The organism is Pseudomonas sp. B16(2017), assembly GCF_002113205.1.
GTDB classification, from domain to species: Bacteria; Pseudomonadota; Gammaproteobacteria; order Pseudomonadales; family Pseudomonadaceae; genus Aquipseudomonas; species Aquipseudomonas pharyngis.
Map to the genome: position 1 here is coordinate 251,457 of NZ_NEKA01000004.1, position 23,699 is coordinate 275,155.

24 protein-coding genes are annotated in these 23,699 nt (G+C 61.3%); 14 read left to right on the forward strand and 10 right to left on the reverse strand.

What is annotated here, in order from left to right:
* Positions 1-4: 4 nt before the first annotated feature.
* The 3 genes from CAG25_RS08695 to CAG25_RS08705 form a co-directional block, all read right to left on the reverse strand.
* Complete coding sequence (locus tag CAG25_RS08695; protein ID WP_064596844.1) at positions 5-766, reverse strand: SDR family NAD(P)-dependent oxidoreductase; 762 nt, start codon at positions 764-766, stop codon at positions 5-7.
* A gap of 15 nt (positions 767-781) precedes the next feature.
* Positions 782-2,446 carry an AMP-binding protein gene (locus CAG25_RS08700; protein ID WP_085610376.1) on the reverse strand — a complete coding sequence of 555 codons (1,665 nt, stop codon included), beginning with the start codon at positions 2,444-2,446 and terminating at the stop codon, positions 782-784.
* A gap of 184 nt (positions 2,447-2,630) precedes the next feature.
* A complete protein-coding gene (locus tag CAG25_RS08705; protein ID WP_085610377.1) occupies positions 2,631-3,647 on the reverse strand; it encodes an AraC family transcriptional regulator in 1,017 nt (338 codons plus the stop codon).
* A gap of 181 nt (positions 3,648-3,828) precedes the next feature.
* On the opposite strand from CAG25_RS08705, the gene efeU reads away from it, so the two are divergent.
* Genes efeU through efeO (CAG25_RS08725) form a run of 4 tightly spaced genes read left to right on the forward strand, consistent with a single transcriptional unit; the run spans position 3,829 to position 8,038 of the window.
* Complete coding sequence (gene efeU / locus CAG25_RS08710) at positions 3,829-4,668, forward strand: iron uptake transporter permease EfeU (protein WP_085603429.1); 840 nt, start codon at positions 3,829-3,831, stop codon at positions 4,666-4,668.
* Between the two features lie 8 nt (positions 4,669-4,676).
* Positions 4,677-5,876, forward strand: coding sequence for an iron uptake system protein EfeO (efeO, locus tag CAG25_RS08715; protein ID WP_085610378.1), 1,200 nt, complete (start codon positions 4,677-4,679; stop codon positions 5,874-5,876).
* Between the two features lie 17 nt (positions 5,877-5,893).
* Positions 5,894-7,192: an iron uptake transporter deferrochelatase/peroxidase subunit gene (efeB, locus tag CAG25_RS08720; protein WP_085610379.1), complete on the forward strand. Its 1,299-nt coding sequence runs from the start codon at positions 5,894-5,896 to the stop codon at positions 7,190-7,192.
* Positions 7,193-7,213: 21 nt separating this feature from the next.
* Positions 7,214-8,038, forward strand: a complete 825-nt coding sequence (gene efeO / locus CAG25_RS08725) for an iron uptake system protein EfeO (protein WP_085610380.1) — start codon at positions 7,214-7,216, stop codon at positions 8,036-8,038.
* Between the two features lie 149 nt (positions 8,039-8,187).
* Here the strand turns inward: efeO (CAG25_RS08725) and pssA are convergent, their stop codons facing one another.
* Positions 8,188-9,531, reverse strand: a complete 1,344-nt coding sequence (gene pssA, locus CAG25_RS08730) for a CDP-diacylglycerol--serine O-phosphatidyltransferase (RefSeq protein WP_085610381.1) — start codon at positions 9,529-9,531, stop codon at positions 8,188-8,190.
* A 216-nt stretch (positions 9,532-9,747) separates the two neighbouring features.
* Between pssA and CAG25_RS08735 the strand changes: the two genes are divergently transcribed.
* Both CAG25_RS08735 and CAG25_RS08740 read left to right on the forward strand, forming a co-directional pair.
* Positions 9,748-10,314 (forward strand): TetR/AcrR family transcriptional regulator, encoded by a 567-nt coding sequence (locus tag CAG25_RS08735; RefSeq protein ID WP_074690500.1) that lies wholly within the window; start codon positions 9,748-9,750, stop codon positions 10,312-10,314.
* Between the two features lie 53 nt (positions 10,315-10,367).
* Positions 10,368-10,847, forward strand: coding sequence for a nuclear transport factor 2 family protein (locus CAG25_RS08740; protein ID WP_007951263.1), 480 nt, complete (start codon positions 10,368-10,370; stop codon positions 10,845-10,847).
* 42 nt (positions 10,848-10,889) lie between these two features.
* Here the strand turns inward: CAG25_RS08740 and sfnG are convergent, their stop codons facing one another.
* Positions 10,890-11,984, reverse strand: a complete 1,095-nt coding sequence (gene sfnG / locus CAG25_RS08745; protein ID WP_085610382.1) for a dimethylsulfone monooxygenase SfnG — start codon at positions 11,982-11,984, stop codon at positions 10,890-10,892.
* Positions 11,985-12,318: 334 nt separating this feature from the next.
* Between sfnG and CAG25_RS08750 the strand changes: the two genes are divergently transcribed.
* Positions 12,319-13,098: a TSUP family transporter gene (locus CAG25_RS08750; RefSeq protein ID WP_027611974.1), complete on the forward strand. Its 780-nt coding sequence runs from the start codon at positions 12,319-12,321 to the stop codon at positions 13,096-13,098.
* On the opposite strand, the gene nudC is transcribed toward CAG25_RS08750, so the two are convergent.
* From nudC to CAG25_RS08765, 3 genes are all read right to left on the reverse strand, one after another.
* Entirely contained in the window at positions 13,066-13,896 is an 831-nt protein-coding gene (gene nudC / locus CAG25_RS08755; protein ID WP_064381471.1) for an NAD(+) diphosphatase, read from the reverse strand. The genes CAG25_RS08750 and nudC overlap by 33 nt on opposite strands.
* Positions 13,897-13,902: 6 nt before the next feature.
* Entirely contained in the window at positions 13,903-14,715 is an 813-nt protein-coding gene (locus CAG25_RS08760; protein WP_085610383.1) for a crotonase/enoyl-CoA hydratase family protein, read from the reverse strand.
* 82 nt (positions 14,716-14,797) lie between these two features.
* Positions 14,798-15,571, reverse strand: a complete 774-nt coding sequence (locus CAG25_RS08765) for a class I SAM-dependent methyltransferase (protein WP_085610384.1) — start codon at positions 15,569-15,571, stop codon at positions 14,798-14,800.
* 158 nt (positions 15,572-15,729) lie between these two features.
* On the opposite strand from CAG25_RS08765, the gene CAG25_RS08770 reads away from it, so the two are divergent.
* The 6 genes from CAG25_RS08770 to CAG25_RS08795 all read left to right on the forward strand — a co-directional run bounded on the left by CAG25_RS08770 (position 15,730) and on the right by CAG25_RS08795 (position 20,338).
* Positions 15,730-16,263: a tetratricopeptide repeat protein gene (locus CAG25_RS08770; protein ID WP_085610385.1), complete on the forward strand. Its 534-nt coding sequence runs from the start codon at positions 15,730-15,732 to the stop codon at positions 16,261-16,263.
* Between the two features lie 89 nt (positions 16,264-16,352).
* Positions 16,353-16,811, forward strand: a complete 459-nt coding sequence (locus tag CAG25_RS08775) for a sigma-70 family RNA polymerase sigma factor (RefSeq protein ID WP_256575331.1) — start codon at positions 16,353-16,355, stop codon at positions 16,809-16,811.
* A gap of 2 nt (positions 16,812-16,813) precedes the next feature.
* The gene (locus CAG25_RS08780; RefSeq protein ID WP_085610680.1) at positions 16,814-17,572 is read left to right on the forward strand and encodes an anti-sigma factor; all 759 of its coding nucleotides are present in this window, start codon (positions 16,814-16,816) and stop codon (positions 17,570-17,572) included.
* Between the two features lie 50 nt (positions 17,573-17,622).
* Positions 17,623-18,249: a bifunctional nicotinamidase/pyrazinamidase gene (gene pncA / locus CAG25_RS08785; protein WP_085610387.1), complete on the forward strand. Its 627-nt coding sequence runs from the start codon at positions 17,623-17,625 to the stop codon at positions 18,247-18,249.
* Between the two features lie 378 nt (positions 18,250-18,627).
* Positions 18,628-20,007: a hypothetical protein gene (locus tag CAG25_RS08790; RefSeq protein WP_143492837.1), complete on the forward strand. Its 1,380-nt coding sequence runs from the start codon at positions 18,628-18,630 to the stop codon at positions 20,005-20,007.
* 67 nt (positions 20,008-20,074) lie between these two features.
* Positions 20,075-20,338 carry a hypothetical protein gene (locus tag CAG25_RS08795; protein ID WP_178076439.1) on the forward strand — a complete coding sequence of 88 codons (264 nt, stop codon included), beginning with the start codon at positions 20,075-20,077 and terminating at the stop codon, positions 20,336-20,338.
* On the opposite strand, the gene CAG25_RS08800 is transcribed toward CAG25_RS08795, so the two are convergent.
* Together CAG25_RS08800 and CAG25_RS08805 are read right to left on the reverse strand one after the other, a co-directional pair.
* Entirely contained in the window at positions 20,298-21,611 is a 1,314-nt protein-coding gene (locus CAG25_RS08800) for an ATP-binding protein (RefSeq protein WP_085610389.1), read from the reverse strand. The genes CAG25_RS08795 and CAG25_RS08800 overlap by 41 nt on opposite strands.
* Before the next feature lie 4 nt (positions 21,612-21,615).
* Positions 21,616-22,317 carry a response regulator transcription factor gene (locus CAG25_RS08805; protein WP_039768681.1) on the reverse strand — a complete coding sequence of 234 codons (702 nt, stop codon included), beginning with the start codon at positions 22,315-22,317 and terminating at the stop codon, positions 21,616-21,618.
* 217 nt (positions 22,318-22,534) lie between these two features.
* On the opposite strand from CAG25_RS08805, the gene CAG25_RS08810 reads away from it, so the two are divergent.
* Positions 22,535-23,692: an efflux RND transporter periplasmic adaptor subunit gene (locus tag CAG25_RS08810; RefSeq protein ID WP_085610390.1), complete on the forward strand. Its 1,158-nt coding sequence runs from the start codon at positions 22,535-22,537 to the stop codon at positions 23,690-23,692.
* Positions 23,693-23,699: the final 7 nt, after the last annotated feature.

Here is a 23,699-nt window from a genome sequence, read left to right on the forward strand (position 1 = left end):
CTCCTTACTTGGCGGCCATGCGCAAGGCACCGTCGAGACGGATCACCTCACCGTTGAGCATGCTGTTTTCAATGATATGCCGCACCAGCGCGGCGTATTCGGCAGGTTTGCCCAGACGCGGCGGGAACGGTACGCCGGCGGCCAGCGAGTCGCGCACTTCCGGGGTCATGCCGGCCATCATCGGGGTTTCGAAAATGCCCGGGGCGATGGTCATCACCCGGATGCCGAAGCGCGCCAGCTCACGGGCGGCGGGTAAGGTCAGGCTGGCGATGGCGCCTTTGGACGCGGAATACGCGGCCTGGCCGATCTGGCCGTCGAACGCCGCAACCGACGCGGTGTTGATGATCACACCACGCTCGCCGTCGGCGTTGGCTTCGCTTTCGGCAATCGCTGCCGCTGCCAGACGCAGCATGTTAAAGCTGCCGATCAGGTTGACGTTGATCACCTGAGCGAAGCTGGACAAGGCGTGCGGGCCGTTCTTGCCGAGGATCTTCTCGCCGCGAACGATGCCGGCGCAATTCACCAGACCATTCAGGCTGCCGAAGGCTTTAACGGTCGCCTGCACGGCGGCTTCGGCGGCGGCTTCGTTGCTGATGTCGGCCACCACGCTTTGCGCGCCGAGGCGCTGAGCCTGGGCAAAGACGGCATCGGCGTTCATGTCCACCAGCATCACTTTGCCGCCGGCGTTCACCAGCAATTCAGCGGTAGCGGCACCCAGGCCGGACGCGCCGCCGGTGACGATAAAAACCTTGTTCTCGATCTGCATGACTGACTTCCTGATTCAAGCTGAAACGGTGTGCGCCGCGGCCTCTTGAGCCTTGGCGATTTCCTGGTTGCGCAAGATAAAGCGCTGCAATTTGCCGCTCGGGGTTTTCGGCAACTCGCTGACAAATTCGATTTCACGGGGGTACGAGTGCGCGGCCAGACGCTTGCGCACGTGTTGGCGCAATTCTTCGGCCAGCGCTGGTTCGGCGCGGTATTGCGGGTTGAGCACGACGAAGGCTTTGACCAGTTCGGTGCGCTCCGGATCGGGCTTGCCGACCACTGCCGCTTCGACCACGGCCGGGTGTTCGATCAGTGCGCTTTCCACGTCGAATGGGCCGACCCGGTAGCCGGAAGTGGTGATGACGTCATCGCTGCGGCCGACGAAGCTGATGCTGCCGTCCGGGTTCCACTCGACGGTGTCGCCGCTCAGGTAGTAATCGCCGACGAAGGCCTTGGTCGGCACGCCTTCATAGCCGGCGAACCAGCACATCGGCGACTGCGTGCGGTCGATGGCGAGGATGCCGGGCTGGCCGACGCCGAGTTCATTGTTCTGCTCGTCGAGCACCACGATGCGATGGCCCGGCGAAGCGAAACCGGCGGCACCGAGGTGGATCGGGTGTTCGAGGCCGTGGTGGTTGCACAGGACCATGCCCAGTTCGGTCTGGCCGTAGTGATCGTGGATGACCACGCCGAGGTTGTCGGCGAACCAGCGGATCACTTCCGGGTTCAACGGCTCCCCGGCGCTGCTGACGATGCGCAGCTTGCCCTTGATCGACCTGGCGAACTCATCGCCACCGGCAATCAGCAGGCGATACGCCGTGGGCGAACCGGTGAGGTTGGTGATCCCGTACTTGTTGATCACCCGGCAGGTGCTTTCGAGGGTAAACGGGCCATCGTAGAACGTGATCGGGTGGCCCATCGACAACGGGCCGGTCACACCAAAATAGATGCCGTAGGCCCAGCCCGGATCGGCGACGTTCCAGAACGCATCTTCCGGGCGCAGGTCCACGGCATCGCGGGTGTAGCTCTGGAACGCCACGATGGCCTTGAGCGGCACCGACAGCGCTTTCGACGGGCCGGTGGTGCCCGAGGTGAACATCAGCAGGAACGGGTCTTCGCCGGTCAGCATCAGCGGTTCGCAGACACTGGAATGGTTGGGCAACTCGGCCCAGAAACTGAAATCGCCACGGACGATGCCCTGGCCTTTCGGGCCGCCGACGGTGACCAGTGTCGGGCAATCGGCGACTTCGCTGAGTTTCGGCCGGTTGGCGGCATCGGTGACCACCACTTTGGCGCCGGAGCTGTTCAGGCGATGTTCGAGGGCTTTGGGGCCGAACGCGGTGAACAGCGGTTGATACACCGCGCCGATGCGCCAGGTGGCGAACACGGTGATCAGCAATTCGATATTGCGCGGCAGCAGGCCGGCGACCTTGTCGCCCTTCTGCACGCCCTGGGCGAGAAGGAAATTGGCAAAACGCGCGGCTTTGTCCTGCAGGTCGCTGAAGGTGTACGTCGCACTGCTGCCATCGCGGCCTTCCCAGAACAGGGCGATGCGCCCCGGCAAGGCGTGGCGGTCACAACATTCGACGCAAGCGTTGAGCGCCTCGAGCGTGCCGCTGAGTGCGGCGTCCACGGTGTGCTGATAATCAAACTGTGCGGTGGCAGACAAGTAATCGCGCATTGCCAGAATCCCTCTGTTCTTATTAGGTTGGGGAACCGTAAACAACAGAGGAATACTCGCGCCGCACGCCGGCTGCGGCAATGGTCAAAGCCCTCAAAGTGGATGACTGGTTTGGCCAAGATTCCGGACTTTGATCGCTCCCACGCCGAGCGTGGGAACGAGAATCAATGGTGGGAGGTGTGGGTCAGGACGCTTCGTTGAGGATCAAGCTGCGATAGTGCCCCGGATTAGTTCCCGACCACTTGCGAAACGCCTTGTAGAACGAGCTCGCATCGGCAAAGCCCAGCCGCGTGGCGATCTCGGCAAAACTGATCGAAGGCTCCGCCAGCCAGGTGATCGCCAGCTCTTTGCGCACGCTGTCCTTCAACCCCTGATACGTCTGCCCTTCTTCAGCCAGACGCCGGCGCAGGGTCGAGGCCGACATGCACAGTTGCTGGGCCAGTGCGTCGGTTTCAGGCCACTGTTCGGCGGGCAGCTGCCGCAGATCCTGCTTGATCCGGCTGGCGAGGCTTTCCGGGTCGCGGTACTTCACCAGAATGTTGGCCGGGGCATGGGCCAGGAAGCGCTTCAACTCCTCGGCGCTGCGCTTGATCGGCAGATCCAGCACATCAGCGGCGAAGATCATCCGCGTGCGCGGCCGGTCGAAACGCAGGTTTTCCGAGAACATCACCCGATAGTCATCGCAGAAATCCGGCACCGGGCAGCGCAGCTCGATGGCCAGGATCGGAATCCGCCGCCCCGCCAGCCAGCACGCCACGCCGTGGACGATCATCCAATAAGTGAAATAGGTGAAGGCACGGCGCGGTTCCGAATCGTCTTCCAGCAGCACGATCTCCGCCAGACTCTGCTGGTGCACCAGTTGCGCCGGCAGGCGTTCAAGCATCAACGACAGGAAATTCAAACCGCTGCTCAGCCCGGCCGCCAGGTTCGGCTGGGCCATTGCGCTGCGGCAGAGGAATTCGAGGCTGCCGGATTTCAGCTTGCGCGGGTCCATGCCGAAGAACTCGTCATCGCCGCGCCGCGCCAACAGGCGCCACAACCGCGCGTACTGGCTGGCCGGCACACGGGCGTCATCGGTGGGCAGCAACGCCGGATCGATCCCGACCTTGCTCAAGACTTCTTCCGTGGCCACGCCCGGGGCACAACTTTGCAGCAGTGCTTCGCGCACCAGTTGAATGGCGATGGTGTCTTTTTCCGACATGGAACGCGCTCTGAGCCCTGTTGTTGTTCGAGTGGCGGGCATCTTAGCGCAGCTGGCTGGGCGGCGTGGATGTTCAGACTCGTTCAGCTGAGGTTCAGCTAAATGTCAATGAATGCCATGTGAGAATGACTTTCATTATGTTACAACTTGTAACCTCATTTCGTTACACAGTGACCGCCGAATGCTCGTTCCCTTTTTGATCATGTTGCGCGAAGGCATCGAAGCCGCGCTGATCGTTGGCATCATCGCCAGTTACCTGCAACAGACCGGCCGTGGCCAGTGGATGCCGGCGGTGTGGATCGGCGTGTTTCTCGCTGCTGCGCTGGCGTTGCTGGTCGGCGGTGGCCTGGAGCTGGTCAGTGCCGAATTCCCGCAAAAGCAGCAGGAACTGTTCGAAGGCGTGGTCGGCCTTGTCGCTGTGGGCATTCTCAGTTCGATGGTGTTCTGGATGCGCAAAGTGGCGCGTTCGATCAAGCATTCACTGCAAGCCTCCCTCGATCATGCGCTGACCGCGTCGAAGCATCAGGTCATCGCGCTGATCGCCATGGTGTTTTTCGCCGTGGCCCGGGAAGGCCTGGAAACCGTGTTCTTCCTGCTCGCCGTGTTCCAGCAGAGCGAAGGCCCGGCCGCGCCGATCGGCGCCCTGCTCGGCCTGATTCTGGCGATCGTCGTCGGCTTCCTGATCTACAGCGGCAGCATGCGTTTGAATCTATCGGCGTTCTTCCGCTGGACCGGGCTGTTCATCCTCGTGGTCGCCGCCGGGATTCTCGCCAACTCGGTGCAGGCCCTGCATGAAGCCGGGGTGTGGAACCACCTGCAAACCGTGCTCTTCGACTTCAGCGCGACGCTGCCGATGGACGGCCCGCTGGGCTCGGTGCTGGCCGGCATGTTCGGTTATCAGGATGCACCGACCGTCAGCACCCTCGGCGCGTACCTGATTTATCTGCTGGTGGCGCTGGTCATGTTCTTCATGCCGGCACCCAAACCCGCTGCCCAATCGTCTTCCGTTTCCAGCCAATAAGGGCCTTCATGTCAAAGCCTAATACTCCTCAGGCCTCGCCTCCCCGCGCCTTGCGCTGGGCGGTGGCCGGTTCGGTGATTGTGATGATCGCCGCCGGTGGCCTGTTCTACTACGCCTCGAAACTGGCCGCCGCCAAACGTCAGCACAACCGTGACGAAGTGGTGGTCAACATCCATCCGCACAGTTGCGAACCGAACGCCCTGACGGTGCCGGCCGGCCGCGCCAGTTTCCGCATCGTCAATCGCTCCGACCGGGCGGTGGAGTGGGAAATTCTCGACGGCGTGCTGGTGATCGAAGAGCGCGAGAACATCGCGCCGGGCCTGAGCCAGGTGATCAACGCCAACCTGCAACCCGGCGACTACGCCATCACCTGCGGCCTGCTGAGCAACCCGCGCGGCACCCTGCACGTGACGCCGACCGCCGCCTCCGATGCCGCCGCCAAGGCCAAGCCGTCGATGGTTGCCTTCGTCGGGCCGCTGTCGGAGTTCCGCGTCTACCTGGCCAGCCAGAGCAGCGCGCTGATCAAAGCCGTGACGGCGCTGAATCAAGCCATCGACAGCGGCGATCTGGCCCAGGCCCAGGCGTTGTATTTGCCGGCCCGCGCCGCGTACCAGCGTCTGGCCCCGGCCGCACAACGCCTGGCGGAACTGGACAACAGCATCAACGCCCGCGCCGATTACTTCGAAAAACGCGAGCTGGATCCGGCCTTCGTCGGTTTCCACCGCCTCGAATACGCGCTGTTCCAGCAACGCAAACTCGAAGGGCTGACACTGATTGCCCAAGGCTTGCTCGACAACGTCACCACGCTCAAACAACAGCTGCTGGCCCAATCCCTGCCGCCGGAGCAACTGGTGGAAATCGTCGTGCGCAACCTCAACACCCTCGCCGACGTGCGCGCCGCCAGCGGCGAAGAGGAACGCTACAGTCACAGCGATCTCAACGGCTTCGCAGCCAATCAGGAAACCGCGCACAAAGTCGTCGAATTGCTGCGCCCGCTGCTGAGCAAATCCGCCGCCGACCTGCTACCGAAAATCGACGGCGCACTGGCTGATTTCGATACCACGCTGAACGGCTTCAAGGTCAAGGACGGCTACGCCAGTTACGACACCGTCAACGGTGAGCAACGCAAGCAGATCGCCGACAAGGCCAAGGCCCTGGCCGACGCCCTCGACGCCATTGATCCCGCCCTCGGCCTCTCCGGCCTGTAAGCAGAAGACGAATACCGATGAACGATTCCGAACACTTCAACCTGCAGCGTCGCCGCGTACTGATGGGCATGGGCGCCGCCGGCGTCGCACTGGCCGGTACTGCCCTGAGCTGCCCGGCGATGGCCGCCGCCCCTGCGCAAGTCACCGAAGCGCCGAGCAGCGACAAGACCCAGGATCACCACGATTTCCATGGCGTGCACCAGACTGGCATCGTCACCCCGCGTCCGGCGGCCGGCATGCTGGTGTCGTTCGATGTGCTGGCCAGCGACCGTGAAGACCTGGAGCGTCTGTTCCGCACTCTCAACGAGCGCATCGCATTCCTGATGAAGGGCGGCCCGGTGGCGCAGATCGATCCGAAGTTGCCGCCACCGGATTCCGGCATCCTCGGCCCGGTGGTGACACCGGACAACCTGACCATCACCGTGTCCGTCGGCGAATCGTTGTTCGATGAGCGTTTCGGCCTCGCGTCCGCCAAACCCAAGCGTCTGGTGCGCATGGTCGGTTTCCCCAACGATGCGCTGGAAGCCGATTGCTGCCACGGCGACCTGAGCCTGCAGTTCTGCTCCAACACCGCCGACACCAACATCCACGCCCTGCGCGACATCGTGAAGAACCTGCCGGACCTGCTGCTGGTGCGCTGGAAACAGGAAGGCAGCGTGCCGCCGCAAGCGCCGGCCAAGCCCGGTGTGCCGGCGCAATCGGCGCGTAACTTCCTGGGTTTCCGCGACGGTTCGGCCAACCCGGATTCCAACGACGGCAAGGCCATGGACCGCATCGTCTGGGTGCAACCGGGCAGCGACGAACCGGCCTGGGCCACCCACGGCAGTTATCAGGCGGTGCGGATCATCCGCAACTTTGTCGAACGCTGGGACCGCACGCCGTTGCAGGAACAGGAAAGCATCATCGGCCGAGTCAAAACCACCGGCGCGCCGATGGGCGCCAGCCATGAGACCGAAGTCCCGGATTACAGCAAGGATCCGGAAGGCAAGCTGACCAAGCTCGACGCGCACATTCGCCTGGCCAATCCGCGCACCGCCGCGAGCCAGGCCAACCTGATCCTGCGCCGGCCGTTCAACTACTCCAACGGCGTGAACAAGAACGGCCAGCTCGACATGGGTCTTTTGTTCATTTGCTATCAGGCCGATCTGGAAAAAGGCTTCATCACCGTGCAGACCCGCCTCAATGGCGAGCCGCTGGAGGAATACCTCAAGCCGGTCGGCGGCGGTTACTTCTTCACCCTGCCGGGTGTCACGGGCGACAAGGACTTCATCGGTCGCTCGCTGCTCAACGCTACTCAACCAAAAACAACTGCATAGCATTCAACAGGAGCCGCCCCCATGAAAAAGACGCCACTCGCGTTATTGCTGACCCTTGGTTTGCTCAACACCCCGCTGTCGGCGTTGGCCGCGACCGCGCCTCTGGATCTGGTGGGGCCGGTGTCGGACTACAAGATCTACGTCACCGAACAATTGGATGAACTGGCCAGCCACACCCAGCAGTTCACCGACGCGGTGAAAAAAGGCGACCTGGCCACCGCGCAGAAGCTCTACGCACCGACCCGCGTTTATTACGAGTCGATCGAGCCGATCGCCGAGCTGTTCAGTGACCTCGACGCGTCCATCGACTCCCGCGTCGACGACCACGAGCAAGGCGTAAAAGCCGAAGACTTCACCGGTTTCCACCGCATCGAGTACTCGCTGTTCTCGGAAAAGAGCACCAAGGATCTCGACGCCCTGGCGGATGGCCTGAACAAGGACGTGAAGGACCTGCAAACCCGCGTCGCCGGCCTGACCTTCCCGCCGGAGAAAGTCGTCGGCGGCGCCGCTGCACTGCTCGAAGAAGTTGCCGCGACCAAGATCTCCGGTGAAGAAGACCGTTACAGCCACACCGACCTCTACGACTTCCAGGGCAATATCGACGGCGCGAAGAAAATCGTCGACCTGTTCCGTCCGCAGATCGAGAAACAGGACAAAGCCTTCGTCGCCAAAGTCGACAAGAACTTCGCCACCGTGGACAAGATCCTGGCCAAGTACAAGACCAGGGACGGTGGTTTCGAGACTTACGACAAGGTGAAGGACAACGACCGCAAGGCGCTGGTCGGCCCGGTCAATACCCTGGCTGAAGACCTGTCGACGTTGCGTGGGAAATTGGGTTTGAACTGAGACGTGTAGCGCCTGTTCTACCCCTTTCGCGAGCAAGCCCGCTCCCACACTGGATCTTCGCTGAGCACAATTTTGTGTTCAACAAAGACCCTGTGTGGGAGCGGGCTTGCTCGCGAAGGTATTTTTAGCAGCGCCGAAAATTTCGGATCCTAGAGAATGCGATACAGCAGCCGCTCGACCCGCACCCGACTCACACGCTTGAGGAACTTGGCCACGCCCGCCGGGTAGTCCGGCAAGGCTTCCAGGTCCTGGAATCGCTCGATCCGCGTGGTGTGTTCGAAGATGTTTTCCAGCTCAAGACGGCGCGGCTCCAGCCACTCGCCTTTCGGGTCATCGATCAGCAAGGCGTTTTCCAGATCGAGACGGAACGCCCGCGGGTTCAGATTATTGCCGGTCAGCAACGTGTAGCGCTGGTCGATCCACATGCCCTTGAGGTGATAGCTGTTGTCGCCTTCACGCCACAGGTGCAGGTTCAACTGGCCGCTGTCGATGTTGCGCTGATGCCGCTTGGCGAAGCGGCGCAGGCTGATCTCGTACAGATACGGCAGCGCGGCGATCACCTTGAACGGCTCGCTCGGCGGGATGTAGAAGTCGTTGGCAGTCTTGTCGCCGACCACGATGTCGATCTTCACGCCGCGCGCCAGTGCGCGGTTGATCTCGCGGATCACCCCCAGCGGCAGGTTGAAGTACGGCGTGCAGATGGTCAGTTGCTTCTGGGCGCTGGCGATCAGCTCGAGAATCACCCGGTTCAGCGGATTGTTCTTGCCCACACCCAGCAACGGGCTGACCGACAGGCCAGTGTGCGCCGTGCTGCCGGCACTGGTGTCGTACGCCGCGTATTTGAGGCGGCTGCGCAGGTCGCCGATGTCGTTGCGCAGGCTGCGGGTGGTCGGCAGGTTCGGCAGGTCGAGGCGATGCACCGCTTTCGATTCGATCAGGCCGTGCTTGACCAGATGGTGCATCGAGTCCGCCAGTTCGCGGCTTTGCAACACGTGATAACGGTCGAAACGGTACTTGTCGAATTTGTGCAGGTAGACGTTGTTCAGGCTCGCACCGCTGTAGACCACGCAATCGTCGATCACGAAGCCTTTGAGGTGCAGCACGCCGAACAGCTCGCGGGTCTGCACCGGCACGCCGTAGACCGGCACCACGCTCTGGTGGGTGCGGGTCATCTCCTGATACCACGCCGAGTTGCCCGGCTGTTTGCCGGCGCCGATCAAGCCGCGCTGGGCCCGCAGCCAGTCGACGACCACCGCGATTTCAAGCTCGGGACGCTTGAGTTTGGCGGCGTGCAAGGCATCGAGGATTTCCTGGCCGGCTTCATCGTTTTGCAGATAAAGCGCGACGAGGTAGATGCGCTGGGTCGCCTGGGCGATTTTCTCCAGCAGGCAACGACGGAAATCGGCGGCGCCGGGCAGGATCGTCACGGCCTCGGCGGTCAGCGGAAAGCTGCGCAGTTTGGGCAGCAGAGAGCGTTTGAAAAGCAACGGCATAGGGCTCGCAATGGGTCGAATCCGAAGAACCCGAGAGCTTACACCATCAACTCCTTCGGGTCTTGTGAGTGTCTGTAATGACTTCATCACCAGCCGCCAGGTTCCCTCGGCTGAAATGCATTTTTCTGTGGGAGCCAGCCTGCTGGCGATCGCTATCTTCCAGATAAAAGAAATATCCGCTTGACCAAGGAGAACGATCGTTCTACTGTTCACCACATGAACGAAATCACACGCAACGACACGACCCGAGACATCATTCTGGATGTCACCGAAAAGTTGATCTACAAAAGTGGCATCGCCGCCACCGGCATGGATCTTCTGGTGAAAACCGCCGGCGTTTCCAGAAAGAGTATCTACCGCTACTTCGCCAACAAGGAGGAGCTGACCGTCGCCGCCCTGCAACGCCGCGACGTGCGCTGGATGCACTGGTACAGAAGCGCCGTCGATCAGGCCGAGACCCCGGCCGACCGCCTGCTCAACCTGTTCACCGTGCTCAAGGGCTGGTTCGCCTCGGAAGGCTTCCGGGGCTGTGCCTTCATCAATACCAGTGGCGAGACCGGCGATCCCGAGGATCCGGTTCGCCAGGTCGCCAAAGACCACAAACAGAAACTGCTCGACTACCTGTGCGAGCTGTGTACCGAACATGGGGCCGAGGACCCGCAACTGCTGGCCAAACAGTTGCTGATCCTGATTGACGGCGCCATTACCGTAGCGCTTGTGATGGGTGATCACAGTGCCGCCGATAATGCGCAATGCATGGCGCGAAAGTTATTGGACCTGTAACGCCTTAATAAGCCTGACAAGTTGTTTAACTGTTAACAGATCGGGAGACAAACATGTCTACTGCAGCCGAAGTTCGTCCGCCATTGCCACCGTTCAACCGTGAATCAGCCATTGAAAAAGTTCGTCTGGCCGAGGATGGCTGGAACTCCCGCGACCCGGAGCGCGTGTCGCTGGCCTACACCCTGGACACCAAATGGCGCAACCGCGCCGAATTCGCTAACAACCGCGAAGAAGCCAAGGGTTTCCTGACCCGCAAATGGGCCAAGGAACTGGATTACCGCCTGATCAAGGAGCTCTGGGCCTACTCCGACACCCGCATCGCCGTGCGCTACGCCTACGAGTGGCACGACGACTCGGGCAACTGGTTCCGTTCCTACGGCAACGAGAACTGGGAATTTGACGAGCACGGCCTGATGTTCCAGCGCTACGCCTGCATCAACGACATGCCGATCAAGGAAAGCGAACGCAAGTTCCACTGGCCGCTGGGTCGCCGCCCGGATGATCATCCGGGGTTGTCCGAGTTGGGTCTGTAATTAAATAGCCGATCCCTCCTGCATAGTGTGCAGGAGGGATTTTCAAGCAACTTCAGCGGTCTGGATCGATTGCGCTTTGGCTTCCAGTTCCCGCACCAACGGCAACACCCGCTGGCCGAAATACTCCACCTCTTCCTGAAAGTGCAGGAATCCCGCCAATACCAGGTCCACCCCCACCGCTTTCAACGCCACGATCCGTTCGGCAATCTGCTGTGGCGTACCGATCAGGTTGGTCTTGAAACCGTCGTTGTACTGCACCAGATCTTCAAAGGTCGATTTGGCCCAGTTACCCTCACCTTCCGGCGACGCTCTGCCCGCCTGTTTCGCCGCATCGCCGAAGGCATTCACCGCTTCCGGGTCCGCCTGATCGATGATCTGCGCCAGCACTGCTTTGGCTTCTTCCTCGGTATCCCGGGCGATCACAAAAGCATTTACCCCGACTTTCACCGAATGCTGGTTCGCCGCCGCTTTGGCGCGAATATCGTCGACCTGCGCCTTGATGCCCTCGACGCTGTTGCCATTGGTGAAATACCAGTCCGACACCCGTGCCGCCATGTCCCGCGCGGCACGAGAACTGCCGCCCTGAAAGATTTCCGGCCGGCCCAGCGGTTTCGGCTTGAGGCTGTAGTTGTCGAAGCGATAGAAATCGCCACGGAAGGTGAAATTGTCCTGACTCCAGATCCCTCGCAGCGAACGGATAAACTCTTCCGAGCGACGGTAGCGCTCGTCGTGCTCCAGCCAATGCTCGCCAATCGCCTGGAACTCGCCCTTGAACCAGCCGCTGACGATGTTCACCGCGATCCGGCCATTGGTGAGTTGATCGATGGTCGCCAACTGTTTGGCCGCCAGCGCCGGTTGCCACGGCCCGGGCAGAATGGCGGCGATGACTTTGAGTTTGCTGGTGGCCGCGAGCAGCGCATGGCTGAAGGCAACCGATTCATGCTGGAACTCAGCGCCGTAGCCCGCAGTGAAGCGGATTTGCGTCAGGGCGTATTCGAAACCCGCCGCCTCGGCCAGTTGCGCCAGCTTGCGGTTGTAGTCGATGCCCCAATCGGTGCGTTGCTCGATCTTGCTGACCACCAGCCCACCGCTGACGTTCGGTACCCAGTAGGCAAATTTCACGGCTTGCTGACTCATTGGCGTGTCCTCGGGACAGTTGATGAAGGTGAGTAAGCCAGAGCAGCAAGCGTGCCAGCCCCTGAAGACCGGTTTTATTGGGGCTTCCGGCAATCGGCATGCACTGAGAGAGGTTGATTTGTTGTTAGCGTGTTGGGTGGGCAACAGTTGGGATTTGAAGTGGCTGGACCCAAGCTATCGCGAGCAGGCTCGCTCCCACAGTGGGAATGCATTCCAATGTGGGAGCGAGCCTGCTCGCGATAGGGCCATATGGGTCGCCGCAACACCTGGAAATGAGTAACATGACTGCCCTCCCCGCAGCCCTGCTCTGCGCCCTGCCGAATAAGCCGATTCCATGCCTTTCGAACTCAGCGTTGACCTCACCACCCTGGCCGTTCTGGCCCTTGTCGCTTTCATTGCCGGATTCATCGACGCCATCGCCGGTGGTGGCGGACTGTTGACCACGCCTGCGCTGCTCACCGCCGGCCTGCCTCCGCACCTGGTGCTGGGCACCAACAAGTTGAGTTCGACCTTCGGTTCGGCCACTGCCAGTTTCACCTTCTATCGGCGCAAGCTGTTTCATCCCCGGCAGTGGATGCATGCCATCGTCGGCACCCTGGTTGGCGCGCTGACCGGCGCCATCGTCGCCCACTATCTGCCGGCGGAATGGCTGAACAAAATGCTGCCGGTGATCGTCTTCGCCTGCGGCCTGTACCTGTTGTTTGGCGGCACGCCGAAAGCGCCGCTGGACAGCGACGCACCGATCAAGAAAAAGTGGCAATCGACCCAGGGCTTCAGCCTCGGTTTCTACGACGGCGTGGCCGGCCCCGGCACTGGCGCGTTCTGGACCGTCAGCAGCCTGCTGCTGTACCCGATCGATCTGGTCAAGGCCAGCGGCGTGGCGCGCAGCATGAACTTCGTCAGCAACATTGCCGCGCTGTCGGTGTTCGTGTTTTCCGGGCAGGTGGACTGGATCATCGGCCTGAGCATGGGCCTGTCGGTGATGGTCGGCGCATTCTTCGGGGCGCGCACCGCGATCAGCGGCGGCGCCAAGTTCATTCGTCCGGTGTTCATCACCGTGGTGTTGGGGTTGACCGTGCGCCTAGCCTGGCAGCACTGGTTCAGCGTGGCCTAAGCGCCGCGCCACGTAGACGTCGATCAGGTAACGGGCAATCGATTTGGACGCCGGCAACGGCGGCAGGTCGTGCACGTTGAACCACTGGGCGTCTTCGATCTCGTCTTCCTGGCAGACAATCTCGCCACCGGCGTATTCAGCATGGAAGCCGAGCATCATCGAGTGCGGGAACGGCCAGCACTGGCTGCCCATGTACTGAATGTTCTTCACCTCGATCTGCACTTCCTCGCGCACTTCGCGAATCAGGCAATCCTCGGCCGATTCCCCCGGTTCGGCAAACCCGGCCAGCGTACTGTAGACCCCGGTGACGAAACGCGGTGAGCGCGCCAGCAGCACTTCATCGCCCCGGGTCACCAGCACGATCATGCTCGGGGAAATCCGCGGATAACTGCGCAAGTCGCAGGGCTGGCAATACATCGCCCGCTCCCGTGGCACCTGGGTCATGGCCTGACCGCAATTGCCGCAGAACCGGTGCTCACGGGCCCAGGTCCCGATTTGCGCCGCGTAACCCAGCACTTTGTAGATCGTGTGATCGCCGTCGAGCATGAACGCCCGCAGGCCTTTCCAGTTGCACCCCGGCACCTCGCTGGTGCTGTGCAGTTCCAGCAGATACACCGGTTCGCCATCGAGATGACCGATACCGTGCTCGGCCAGGATCGATAAGTCCTGGCGCTTGAGCCATTCCCGGGGGAACAGCGCGCCGTTGTCATCGAACAGGAAACCCTCGGGGCTGCGCGCCACGGCCCAGCCGCCGGGTTGATCGGTGTCCAATACTGCAGTGGTCCAGCGAGATGTCATGGTTTCTCAATCCAGAAATTCGGGTTTCTGTTTGCTCATATGGGCGGCCATGGCCACGCGCAAGTCGGTGGATTGCAACATGGCGGCGTTCCAGGTGGCAACGTACTCGAGACCGTCGTCGATGCGATGGTCGCGCATGTAGCTGATCATTTCCTTGGTGCCGGTGATCGCGATCGGCGACTTGCCGGCGATGTCCCGGGCAATCTCCATCACGCCTTCGATCAGGCTGTCCTTGTCGCTGTAGACGCGATTGACCAGACCGATGCTGCGCGCTTCTTCGGCGCCAAAGGTGCGACCGGTGTAAGCCAGCTCACGCAGCATGCCGTCACCGATGATCCGTGGCAACCGTTGCAGGGTGCCGACGTCCGCCGCCATGCCGATGTCGATTTCCTTGATCGAGAATTGCGCGTCTTCGGCGGCGTAGCGCATGTCGCAGGCGGCGATCAGGTCGATGGCGCCGCCCAGGCAATAACCCTGGATCGCCGCGAGTACCGGCTTGCGGCAATTGTCGACCGCATTGAACGAGGCTTGCAGGGTCAGGATTTTTTTACGCAGCAGACGTGCATTGCGGCCGACATCCTTGCCCAGCTCATTGGCCACGCCGGCCAGCATCATCAGGTCGATGCCCGAGGAAAAGTGCTTGCCGGCACCACTGAGCACCACCACCCGCACTTCGTCGGTGTCGTCGATCCACTGGAACACCTCGACGATTTCACTCCAGAACGCGGCGTTCATCGAGTTGATCTTTTCCGGACGATTGATCTGCACATGAGCGATGTTGTCGGCCAGTTCGACGCTGAAGGCGGTGTATTGAGTCATGGCAGAAATCCTTTACCGGGCTGAAAATGAGGCCCGAACTATAACAAGGCATCAGCACGGCGGTTCGGCCAAATGCGGGACTCTAGCCGTTCTTCACCGCGACGAAGGCGGCGGTCTCGTAAGGCACCGTCACTATCTCCCTGCCCCGCAGCTGCGGCTCGCCGGCAATCAGTTCAGCAATTTGCTCGTCGATCTTCGCGCGCTGCTGATCGCTCAGCGCGGCAATGAAACTGGTGGAGCGCACTCGGTTGAAAATCACATCTTCCGGCGCGCCGGTATGCCCGTGCTGGAAATGCTGCGCCTGCAACGGCCCGAACGCCGGATGGGGAAAGGCTTTGCGCCATTCGCCGGTGTAGAAGCGTGGCGTGTCGCCTTCCAGCGCGTTGACGATGGCATCCAGTCTGGGCACCCAGTCGATCCGGGTGTCGCGCAGGTTCCAGATCAGGCCCAGCTTGCCACCCGGCTTGAGGACCCGGGCGATTTCATCCAGGGCTTCGGTACGGGCAAACCAGTGAAAGGCTTGCGCGCACACCACGGCATCCACCGAGGCGTCGGGCAGCGGCAAATCCGTTGCTGTGCCGCTGACGGCCAGCACTTGCGGCCAGGCCACCGACAGTTTTTCCAGCATCTGCGCCACCGGCTCTACGGCAATCACCTGGGCGCCGGTCGCCACCAGCCGTCCGGTGAACTTGCCGGTGCCGGCGCCGAGGTCGATAACAGTCTTGTGGGCATCGAGGCCCAGAGTGCCGGTCAGCCATTCGCTGACGGCCGACGGGTAGTCGGGCCGGCCTTTGACGTAGGTGTCGGCGGCGGTTTTGTAACCGCTGGCGGCCGAGTGGTGAACCTGATCTTTCATGGCCAAACTCCCATGGTAGAACTGCAGATCGACGACGAACGCTGACCAGCATAGCGCCGGAAAAACGGCGTTCCTTTAACAAAGCCTGACAAACCAATGAATAAATGTTCACCCTGCGGTGTTCAAAGTGAAACATGACCCCTTGTGGAGCCTTGCCCATGACTATCCGTTCCGTTATGTTCGCCGCCCCGTTGCTGGTAGCCGCCGTTTTCGCGAGCCCCCTCGCCTTCGCCAATGGCGATGAAGAGGCACCGGTACAGAAACCCAACTGCCCCAAAGGCCAGGTGTTCGACACCAAAACGCAGAAGTGCGTGATGCAGACCAGCCATCTGGTGCCCGACGCCGACCGGACCGATTACGCCTACCGCCTGGCCAAGGCCGGCCGTTACGAAGAAGCCCTGGCCCTGCTCGATACGCTGGAACAACCGAACACCGCCAAGGCTCTCAACTATCGCGGTTACGCGACGCGCAAACTGGGGCGCACCGACGAAGGCATCGGTTATTACCTGCAATCGGTGAAGCTTGATCCGCAGTACGCGCAGGTCCGCGAATACCTGGGCGAGGCTTACGTCATCAAGGGCCGCGTCGATCTGGCGCAGGAACAGTTGCAGCACATCCAGACGATCTGCGGCACGACCTGCGAGGAATACCGGGACCTGGCCCAAGCCATCAACGATTCATCGAAAACCTGACACGACACGCGGAGGCGAACATTTTCAGCGATCAGGCCTTCAGAGCCGAACTCGGGCAACACCTGGCGCGCCTGTGGCGTTACGGCTTGCTGCTGTCGCGCAATCGGCACGTGGCCGAGGATCTGGTGCAAGCCACCTGCGCGCGCGCGCTCGAGCGTTCGAGCCAGTACGTGGCCGGCACGCGCATGGATCGCTGGCTGCTGAGCATTCTGCATTCGATCTGGCTCAACGAAGTGCGCGCCCGCCGGGTGCGCCAGGGCCAGGGTGTGGCGGATGCCGAAAGTCAGCTGACCTTCGATGGCGAATACGCCGCGCAGACTCATGTGATGGCCGCGCAGGTGATCCGCCGCGTCGATGCGCTGCCGGAAACCCAGCGCGAGACCGTCTATCTCGCCTACGTCGAAGGCCTGTCCTACCGCGAAGTCGCCGAGATCCTGCAAGTGCCGATCGGCACAGTCATGAGCCGCCTGGCCACCGCGCGCCTGAAGCTGGCCGAATACCCGCCGCTGCAAGCGGTACCGAACACCCCCGCAGGAGACCGGCAATGAAAATGAATACGCCTTCCGACGAGCAACTGGTGGCGTATCTGGACGATGAACTGGATCGCGAACAGCGCAGCCAGCTCGACGCCCTCATCGCCGACGACCCGCTGCTGAGTTTGCGGGTGCAATGGCTGAGCCGCAGCAACCTGCCGTTCAAGGCCGCCTACGACGAACTGGCGCAACAGGCGCCGCTTGACCGTTTGCAGGCCCGGCTCGATGCCGCGCCGTCACCGCAGAAGCCCGGTCTCAGCCGGCGCTGGTTCATCGGCGCAGCGGCAGCGGGCGTGGCGCTCGCGGCCGTTGCGGCGGACCGTTTGCTTCTGGCCTGGCAGACACAGCAATCGCACAACTGGCGCGAGCTGGTGGGCGATTACATGGCGCTGTATGTGCCGCAGACCCTCGAACATCTGCCCACTGATGAAGCCTCGCAACTGGCGCAGCTGCGAACCGTCGATGCGCGACTGGGCGTGAACCTGTCGCCGGCGAAACTGAGACTGCCCGGCGCGCAGTTCAAACGCGCGCAGCTGCTTGAATACGACGGCGTGCCCATCGCCCAGATGACCTGGCTCGACGCCGCCCACGGCCCGCTGGCGCTGTGCATCACCCGTACCAACAGCGGCAGCCAGCCACTGGCACATGAACGCCGGCACGGGATGAACGTGGTGTACTGGACCGAACGCGAACATGCCTGGATGCTGATCGGCCATCACCCGGCTTCCGAGCTGGAAGACATGGCGAAAATGTTTAAGAACCGGCTGAACGTTTAAAGAATTTTGTCACTATGCTGCCCGGGTGATTTTCCAAGAAGGACGTATTTATGCCGATTTCGCCACGCTCAGCCCTGCTGGTCATCGACGTGCAGAACGACTTCATTCCCGGCGGCCAGTTGGCCGTGCCGGAAGGTGATGTGATTGTTCCGCTGATCAACCGGCTCGCCGGGCAGTTCACGCAAGTGGTCATTGCCCAGGACTGGCACCCGGCCGGACATGCTTCGTTTGCGTCCAGCCATCCTGGCCGCCAGCCGTATGACGTGATTCAACTGCCATATGGCGAGCAGACTCTGTGGCCGGACCATTGCATTCAGGGCTCACGCGGTGCCGAGTTTCATTCGGGACTTGATCTGCCCCATGCGCAATTGATCATCCGCAAGGGCTGCAACCCGGACATCGACAGCTATTCGGCGTTTCTGGAAGCGGATCGCGTCACGACCACGGGTCTGGCCGGTTATCTGAAGGAACGCGGGATCGACACGGTGTACATGGTCGGCCTGGCGCTGGATTTCTGCGTGATGTTCTCCGCGCTGGATGCACGGGCGGCGGGGTTCAATGCGTTTGTGGTGCTGGATGCGTGCCGGGCGATTGATTTGAATGGATCACTGGCGGCGGCGATCGAGCGGATGCAGGTGGCCGGGGTCGGGCTGATCCAGTCGACTGAACTGCTCTGATGACGCCCGTTCCCGCCCAGCGCACTGATCGTTCCCACGCTCTGGACTGACCCCGGTCGCGGGGGATGAGGCTCTGTAACTGTTGCGCGAGGAAATTCGGTGGCGAAGCATTTCGCCCAGTTGCTGTACGTCGTCCATCTGATTGCCCTCGTAGAGTAGCGATACCGCGGAGGTCGATCATGGCCGGTTCAGCGTCGGGGCGTACGACAAACCCAGGACGTGTCAACCGGTCTGCAACGGGAAGATTACGACGAACGGCTGATTTTTTCGGGGTTTACCTGTCAGATCTGACAGTAGCCAGGCGCGGATGGGCGGTGTTTGATGACGGTACCCGCTGCAGCTCACGCAGCCACTATCTCGAATACCGGGGTGCAGAATATGAACAGTCCGTTTGTGGTTTATCCCGCCAAAGTTGTCGGGGGAGTTCAGAACCCCATTTACTACCCCGACCCCAACGTGAAACCACACTACGGCGTACCGCTTGCACTCTTCTCCGCGCCCGGCGATTTGCTGCGCCTTGAGATTATTCCCTGGGACAATCAGGCGGTGAACGATAGTGGATGGTTGATCATCAACAAGGGCGCTCCCCTATTCATGAAAACCATCCAAACGGGGGAAGACGGCAGGACTTTCTTCCATGACGTGCCTAAAGCCTTTTTCAATGATGGCATCAACACGCTGGTGGTGCGGGTCACTAACCAAGTCCAGCCCGGAGGAACGGATTCAACTGAACTGTTGACGCTCGTCCACATACCACGCCCGGGAGGAGAAGTGCCAGGTTCCGGGAACAATCCGAATCTGACTCTTTCAGTATCCCACTTGAGCGTAGGTCCAACAGAGGCTGCAAACGGCGTCGATGTCACACTGCGCTACGCCTACATGCGAGAAGGCGACGACATCAACCTTGACCTGGACGGTCGGCCCTATCCGCATAAAGTGACCGCAGCACAGGCGCTACTTGGCCAAGTGGTCATAAAGCTCTTCGCCAAGGATTTCTGGCAGGACAATAAACAGTTCGCCATTCGTTTCCGGGCGACTGACAGTCTCGGCAACACATCGGGCCCGCTGGCGATCTGGTCGGCAACCACCAACATCGATGTGCAGGTGAAACTGCCTGCCCTCGATCTTCTCCCCCCCAAAGTGCTGGAAGCGAAGGAAGCGAACGGTACGCTCTTGAATTTCGAGAAGGATTTTTATCAGAACACCCACGCCACCGTAGAAGTGCAATACACGGGTTCCAACGCAGGACAGAAAGTCAGAGTCTATTGCATCGGACGCGCGGAAACTTACGGCAGCGAGACTCAGACAGTTTCTTCAGCCGGGCAAAAATTGACGTTTTCAATCCCGCGTCGAGTGATAATCGACGCCATCGCCAACAAGATCCAATTCTCTTACACCGTCATTTTGCCGAACACAGTACCCGAGATTCCCTCCAAAGACCTCGACGTCAACATCACCCGACAGAAGCACCTCTGTGGCGTACCCACGATCAACGCTGCCAGAGAGAACCTCAGGCTTTACGCCCCAAATCCCCTCGAAGCGCAATACACGGCACGTATTTCATTAACCATCGATGGTCAGACACGTCTCGACAGCCAAGAGATCCCTTACGTCCAGGGTTCCTACATGGACTTCAGGGTTCCGCAAGGCTGGGTGAGCAGCAACCCAGGCAAAACCGGCTATTTCAACTATTCCATCAGGCGTACGGGTAGCACGGACCCCATCATTTTTTCGCCGTATTTGAAGGTCTTCCTCTAGGAAGACTCATCTTCAGCAACAACGCCAATCACTCACCGGCCCGTTTACACGGGCCGGTGATCCGGTCATGTACAAGATAATCAACTTACTACTGTTGGCTCTGCTGGTCGGTTGCGCAAAAGTGGCGACTCCGCCGGCCGATACGATCAATGTCAACGGCGCGCAAGTACTCAGCGGCCCGGCCATCGCGGCGCAATTCAACACCCTTTACAGTCGCACTTTTCTCAACTGCAACAAGTCCGACTCGCAGCCAGCATTCATGTGTTCGAGGGTAACGCTACGAGTCACGGTCAAGGACCCGGCCACGCCGGGGTTGGCAGCCATAGCCTGAACCGCGCCCCACCCAACGGCGAACCCTCCACCGTCAACGTCCCGCCCTGGGCCTCCAGCGCCCGACGGCTGATGGCCAGTCCCAGACCAAACCCGCCGGTCGCCCGGTCACGGCTGCGATCCAGTCGATAGAACGGCTCGAAAATCCGCTCCCGCTCGTCTTCCGGAATGCCGATCCCGTCATCATCCACCCAGATCTCACAGCCCTTCGGACAAACCTGCACGCCAATCTGAATGCGTTTTTCGCAGTAGCGCATGGCGTTGCGCAGCAAGTTTTGAATCGCACGGGCCGTCAGGCGTGGGTCGAGGGTGAAACGTTCCAGCTGATTGTGCAGCAGCACATCGATGACGATTTCCGGAGATTCCAGCTCTTCGTCGACGCTGCCCAGAATGCTGTCGATGAACTCGTCCAGCGACACTTCGACCTGCTCCGGCAACTTCGCCGGATTCTGCAGGCGACTGTAGGACAGCAACTCCAGCACCAGCTCATCCAGTTCGCGGATGTGCGCGACCAGCCCTTGCAGGCGTTCGCGGCTGGCTTGCGGCAAGTCATCGGACAGCGCCAGCGCCAGGCCGAAGTCCAGGCGGGTCAGCGGCGTGCGCAATTCGTGGGACACGGCGTTGAGCAGGTCCCGCTGCTGGTTGAGCAGGTTTTCGATGTCGCCGGCCATGGTGTCGAACACGTTGGCCAGGCTGCCGATGTTGGAGCTTGGGCCAATTTGCGTGCGCTCGCTCAAATGGCCCTTGCCGAAACGTTCGGCGGTTCCCTTGAGGCGTTCCAGGTCGCGCCAGTGCGGACGAAACCAGAGCAACAGGCACGCCAGCAGACTCGCGCCGATCAGCACGTTGATGCTCCAGTACAACAGGTTCACGTCCATCGGATCCGGCGGCACCACCATCTGCACCGCCATTTCGTCGTTAAGTGGCGTGACCGCCAGCGTGCGCCAGCCCCAGTCGCCCACCCGCACCATGTTCTCGCCACGCCGCAGACGCTCTTGCTCGATGGCGGTGAAGCCGGGGTCATCGATACGGGCGAGCACGATGTGCAGCGGCTGGAAATCCTTGTCCATCGACGCCGCCAGTGCCGGCCACTGATCCTGCGGCACCGCGCGAAACTGCTTGGTGATCAACGATTGCAGGCCACGGGAATAGTCGAGGTTGTAGGTGACGAATCGCTGCTTGAACGCCATCACCACCAGATCCGGCACCAGATAGATCGCCGCGCTGTAGGAAACGATCGTTACCAGATAGAGGCGAAACAGGATTCTGAACATCGAATCAGCATTCCCACTCGGAACGGCTGAACAGATAACCCTTGCCCCACACAGTCTTGATCTTCCGCGCCTCGCCGGCGTGGTCGTCGAACTTGCGTCGCAGTTTGGAAATCGCTACGTCTACCGAGCGGTCGGTGCCGTTGAATTCGATGCCGCGCAGACGTTGCAGAATCTGGTCGCGGCTCAGCACTTCACCGGCGTGACGGGCCAGCACCACCAGCAGGTTGTATTCGCCGCTGGACAGCTCGACCGGTTGTTCACGCCAGGTCACCGTGCGCTCCGATAAATCGATGCACAGATTGCCCATCAGGATGCGGTCGTTGGCGGTCATCGGCTCGCCGAGGCTGCTGCGCCGCAGCAATGTGCGCACCCGAGCCAGCAGGACGCGCGGCTCGCAGGGTTTGGTGACGTAATCGTCGGCGCCCATTTCCAGGCCCAGTACCTGATCGTGGCTGTCGTCGCGGGCGGTGAGCATCAGGATCGGCAGCGTTGCCGAGTCGGCGCGCAGCAGGCGACAGACCTGCAAACCGTCGAGGCCCGGCAGCATTAGGTCGAGAATCACCAGGTCCGGAGGACTCAGCCGCGCCCGTTCGCGCACATGGTCGCCACGGCCGATCACGCTGACGGAATAACCGTTGCGCTCCAGATAGCTGGAAATCAGTTCGGCGAGGGCGGTGTCGTCTTCGACCAGAAGAATGTTGGGCATTGATGATCCAGAAAGTGCTGTGGCGACTGGCAGAGCTTCTTCGACTTGCCCGCGAAGGCGGCTTATCTGTCGCAATAAATATCAAGGCGTAAAGGATATACGCCCTCACCCGTCCCTGAGCAAAACCCTTACACAATTTCACACAGCACCTACAAAGCTTCACCGCTACCCTCGCTGACTGTCCGTAGGATGCGCAGATCAATATTGGGGGTTGTACATGTCGAAGAATCTGCTGGCCGGTCTCGGCCTGATCGCATTGGCGCTGACGCTGAGTGCCTGTGATAAATCCTCGAACGCCGAGGAACAGGCGCCGCCGGCCACCGTGCGGATCGAAACCCTTGAGGCGCACCCCCTGTCGATCAGCAGCGAACTGAGCGGGCGGATTGCCGCGCCGCGCATTGCCGAAGTCCGCGCCCGGGTCGCCGGCGTGGTACTGCAACGTACCTACCGCGAAGGCAGCGACGTGAAAAAGGGCGACGTGCTGTTCCGCATTGATCCGGCGCCGTTCAAGGCCGACCTCGATAGCGCCGAAGCCGCGCTGCGCAAGGCCGAGGCCAACGCGTTCCAGGCAAAACTGCAGGAGCAGCGCTACGCCCAGTTGATCGAAGACAAGGCCATCAGCGCTCAGGACTATGACAACGCCCGCGCCAACGCCCGGCAGACCGCCGCCGACGTGGCCGCCAACAAGGCTGCCGTCGAGCGGGCGAAGCTGAATCTGGGCTACGCCACCGTCACCGCGCCGATTTCCGGGCGCGTCGGTCGTGCTCTGGTGACCGAAGGCGCGCTGGTCGGCCAGAACGAAACCACGCCCATGGCGCTGATCCAGCAACTGAACCCGATCCACGCCGACCTCACCCAGTCGACCCGCGAATTGAATGAACTGCGCCGGGCATTTCGTTCCGGCCAGTTGCAGCAGGTCGGTCAGGATCAGGTCAAGGCCACGCTGATTCAGGACGACGGCAGCCTCTATCCGTTGCCGGGCAAGTTGCTGTTCAGCGACATCACGGTCGATCCGGGCACCGGGCAGATCATCCTGCGCAGCGAGTTCCCCAACCCGGATCTCGATCTGTTGCCCGGCAGCTACGTTCGCGTGCGCCTGGAACAAGGCGTGATCCAGCACGGTCTCACCGTGCCGCAACGCGCGGTGCAGCGAGACAGCGCCGGTGTGGCGCAAGTCCTGACTGTCGACGATCAGATGCGTGTTGCCCAGCAGCCGGTGCAGCTTGGCGCTGTGCAGAACGACCGCTGGATCGTCACCGGTGGCCTGAAGGCCGGCGACCGCATTGTCATCGAAGGCCTGCAACACGCCCGTCCGGGCGAAGTGGTGCAGATCGACGACACCCCTCTTCCACTTGCCCAGACCTCTGGTCAGTAAGCAGGAC

Coding starts and splice junctions, on each gene's coding strand:
- CAG25_RS08695 (WP_064596844.1), bottom strand. CDS start 766: ATGCAGATCGAGAACAAGGTTTTTATCGTCACCGGCGGCGCGTCCGGC.
- CAG25_RS08700 (WP_085610376.1), bottom strand. CDS start 2,446: ATGCGCGATTACTTGTCTGCCACCGCACAGTTTGATTATCAGCACACC.
- CAG25_RS08705 (WP_085610377.1), bottom strand. CDS start 3,647: ATGTCGGAAAAAGACACCATCGCCATTCAACTGGTGCGCGAAGCACTG.
- efeU (WP_085603429.1), top strand. CDS start 3,829: ATGCTCGTTCCCTTTTTGATCATGTTGCGCGAAGGCATCGAAGCCGCG.
- efeO (WP_085610378.1), top strand. CDS start 4,677: ATGTCAAAGCCTAATACTCCTCAGGCCTCGCCTCCCCGCGCCTTGCGC.
- efeB (WP_085610379.1), top strand. CDS start 5,894: ATGAACGATTCCGAACACTTCAACCTGCAGCGTCGCCGCGTACTGATG.
- efeO (WP_085610380.1), top strand. CDS start 7,214: ATGAAAAAGACGCCACTCGCGTTATTGCTGACCCTTGGTTTGCTCAAC.
- pssA (WP_085610381.1), bottom strand. CDS start 9,531: ATGCCGTTGCTTTTCAAACGCTCTCTGCTGCCCAAACTGCGCAGCTTT.
- CAG25_RS08735 (WP_074690500.1), top strand. CDS start 9,748: ATGAACGAAATCACACGCAACGACACGACCCGAGACATCATTCTGGAT.
- CAG25_RS08740 (WP_007951263.1), top strand. CDS start 10,368: ATGTCTACTGCAGCCGAAGTTCGTCCGCCATTGCCACCGTTCAACCGT.
- sfnG (WP_085610382.1), bottom strand. CDS start 11,984: ATGAGTCAGCAAGCCGTGAAATTTGCCTACTGGGTACCGAACGTCAGC.
- CAG25_RS08750 (WP_027611974.1), top strand. CDS start 12,319: ATGCCTTTCGAACTCAGCGTTGACCTCACCACCCTGGCCGTTCTGGCC.
- nudC (WP_064381471.1), bottom strand. CDS start 13,896: ATGACATCTCGCTGGACCACTGCAGTATTGGACACCGATCAACCCGGC.
- CAG25_RS08760 (WP_085610383.1), bottom strand. CDS start 14,715: ATGACTCAATACACCGCCTTCAGCGTCGAACTGGCCGACAACATCGCT.
- CAG25_RS08765 (WP_085610384.1), bottom strand. CDS start 15,571: ATGAAAGATCAGGTTCACCACTCGGCCGCCAGCGGTTACAAAACCGCC.
- CAG25_RS08770 (WP_085610385.1), top strand. CDS start 15,730: ATGACTATCCGTTCCGTTATGTTCGCCGCCCCGTTGCTGGTAGCCGCC.
- CAG25_RS08780 (WP_085610680.1), top strand. CDS start 16,814: ATGAATACGCCTTCCGACGAGCAACTGGTGGCGTATCTGGACGATGAA.
- pncA (WP_085610387.1), top strand. CDS start 17,623: ATGCCGATTTCGCCACGCTCAGCCCTGCTGGTCATCGACGTGCAGAAC.
- CAG25_RS08790 (WP_143492837.1), top strand. CDS start 18,628: ATGAACAGTCCGTTTGTGGTTTATCCCGCCAAAGTTGTCGGGGGAGTT.
- CAG25_RS08795 (WP_178076439.1), top strand. CDS start 20,075: ATGTACAAGATAATCAACTTACTACTGTTGGCTCTGCTGGTCGGTTGC.
- CAG25_RS08800 (WP_085610389.1), bottom strand. CDS start 21,611: ATGTTCAGAATCCTGTTTCGCCTCTATCTGGTAACGATCGTTTCCTAC.
- CAG25_RS08805 (WP_039768681.1), bottom strand. CDS start 22,317: ATGCCCAACATTCTTCTGGTCGAAGACGACACCGCCCTCGCCGAACTG.
- CAG25_RS08810 (WP_085610390.1), top strand. CDS start 22,535: ATGTCGAAGAATCTGCTGGCCGGTCTCGGCCTGATCGCATTGGCGCTG.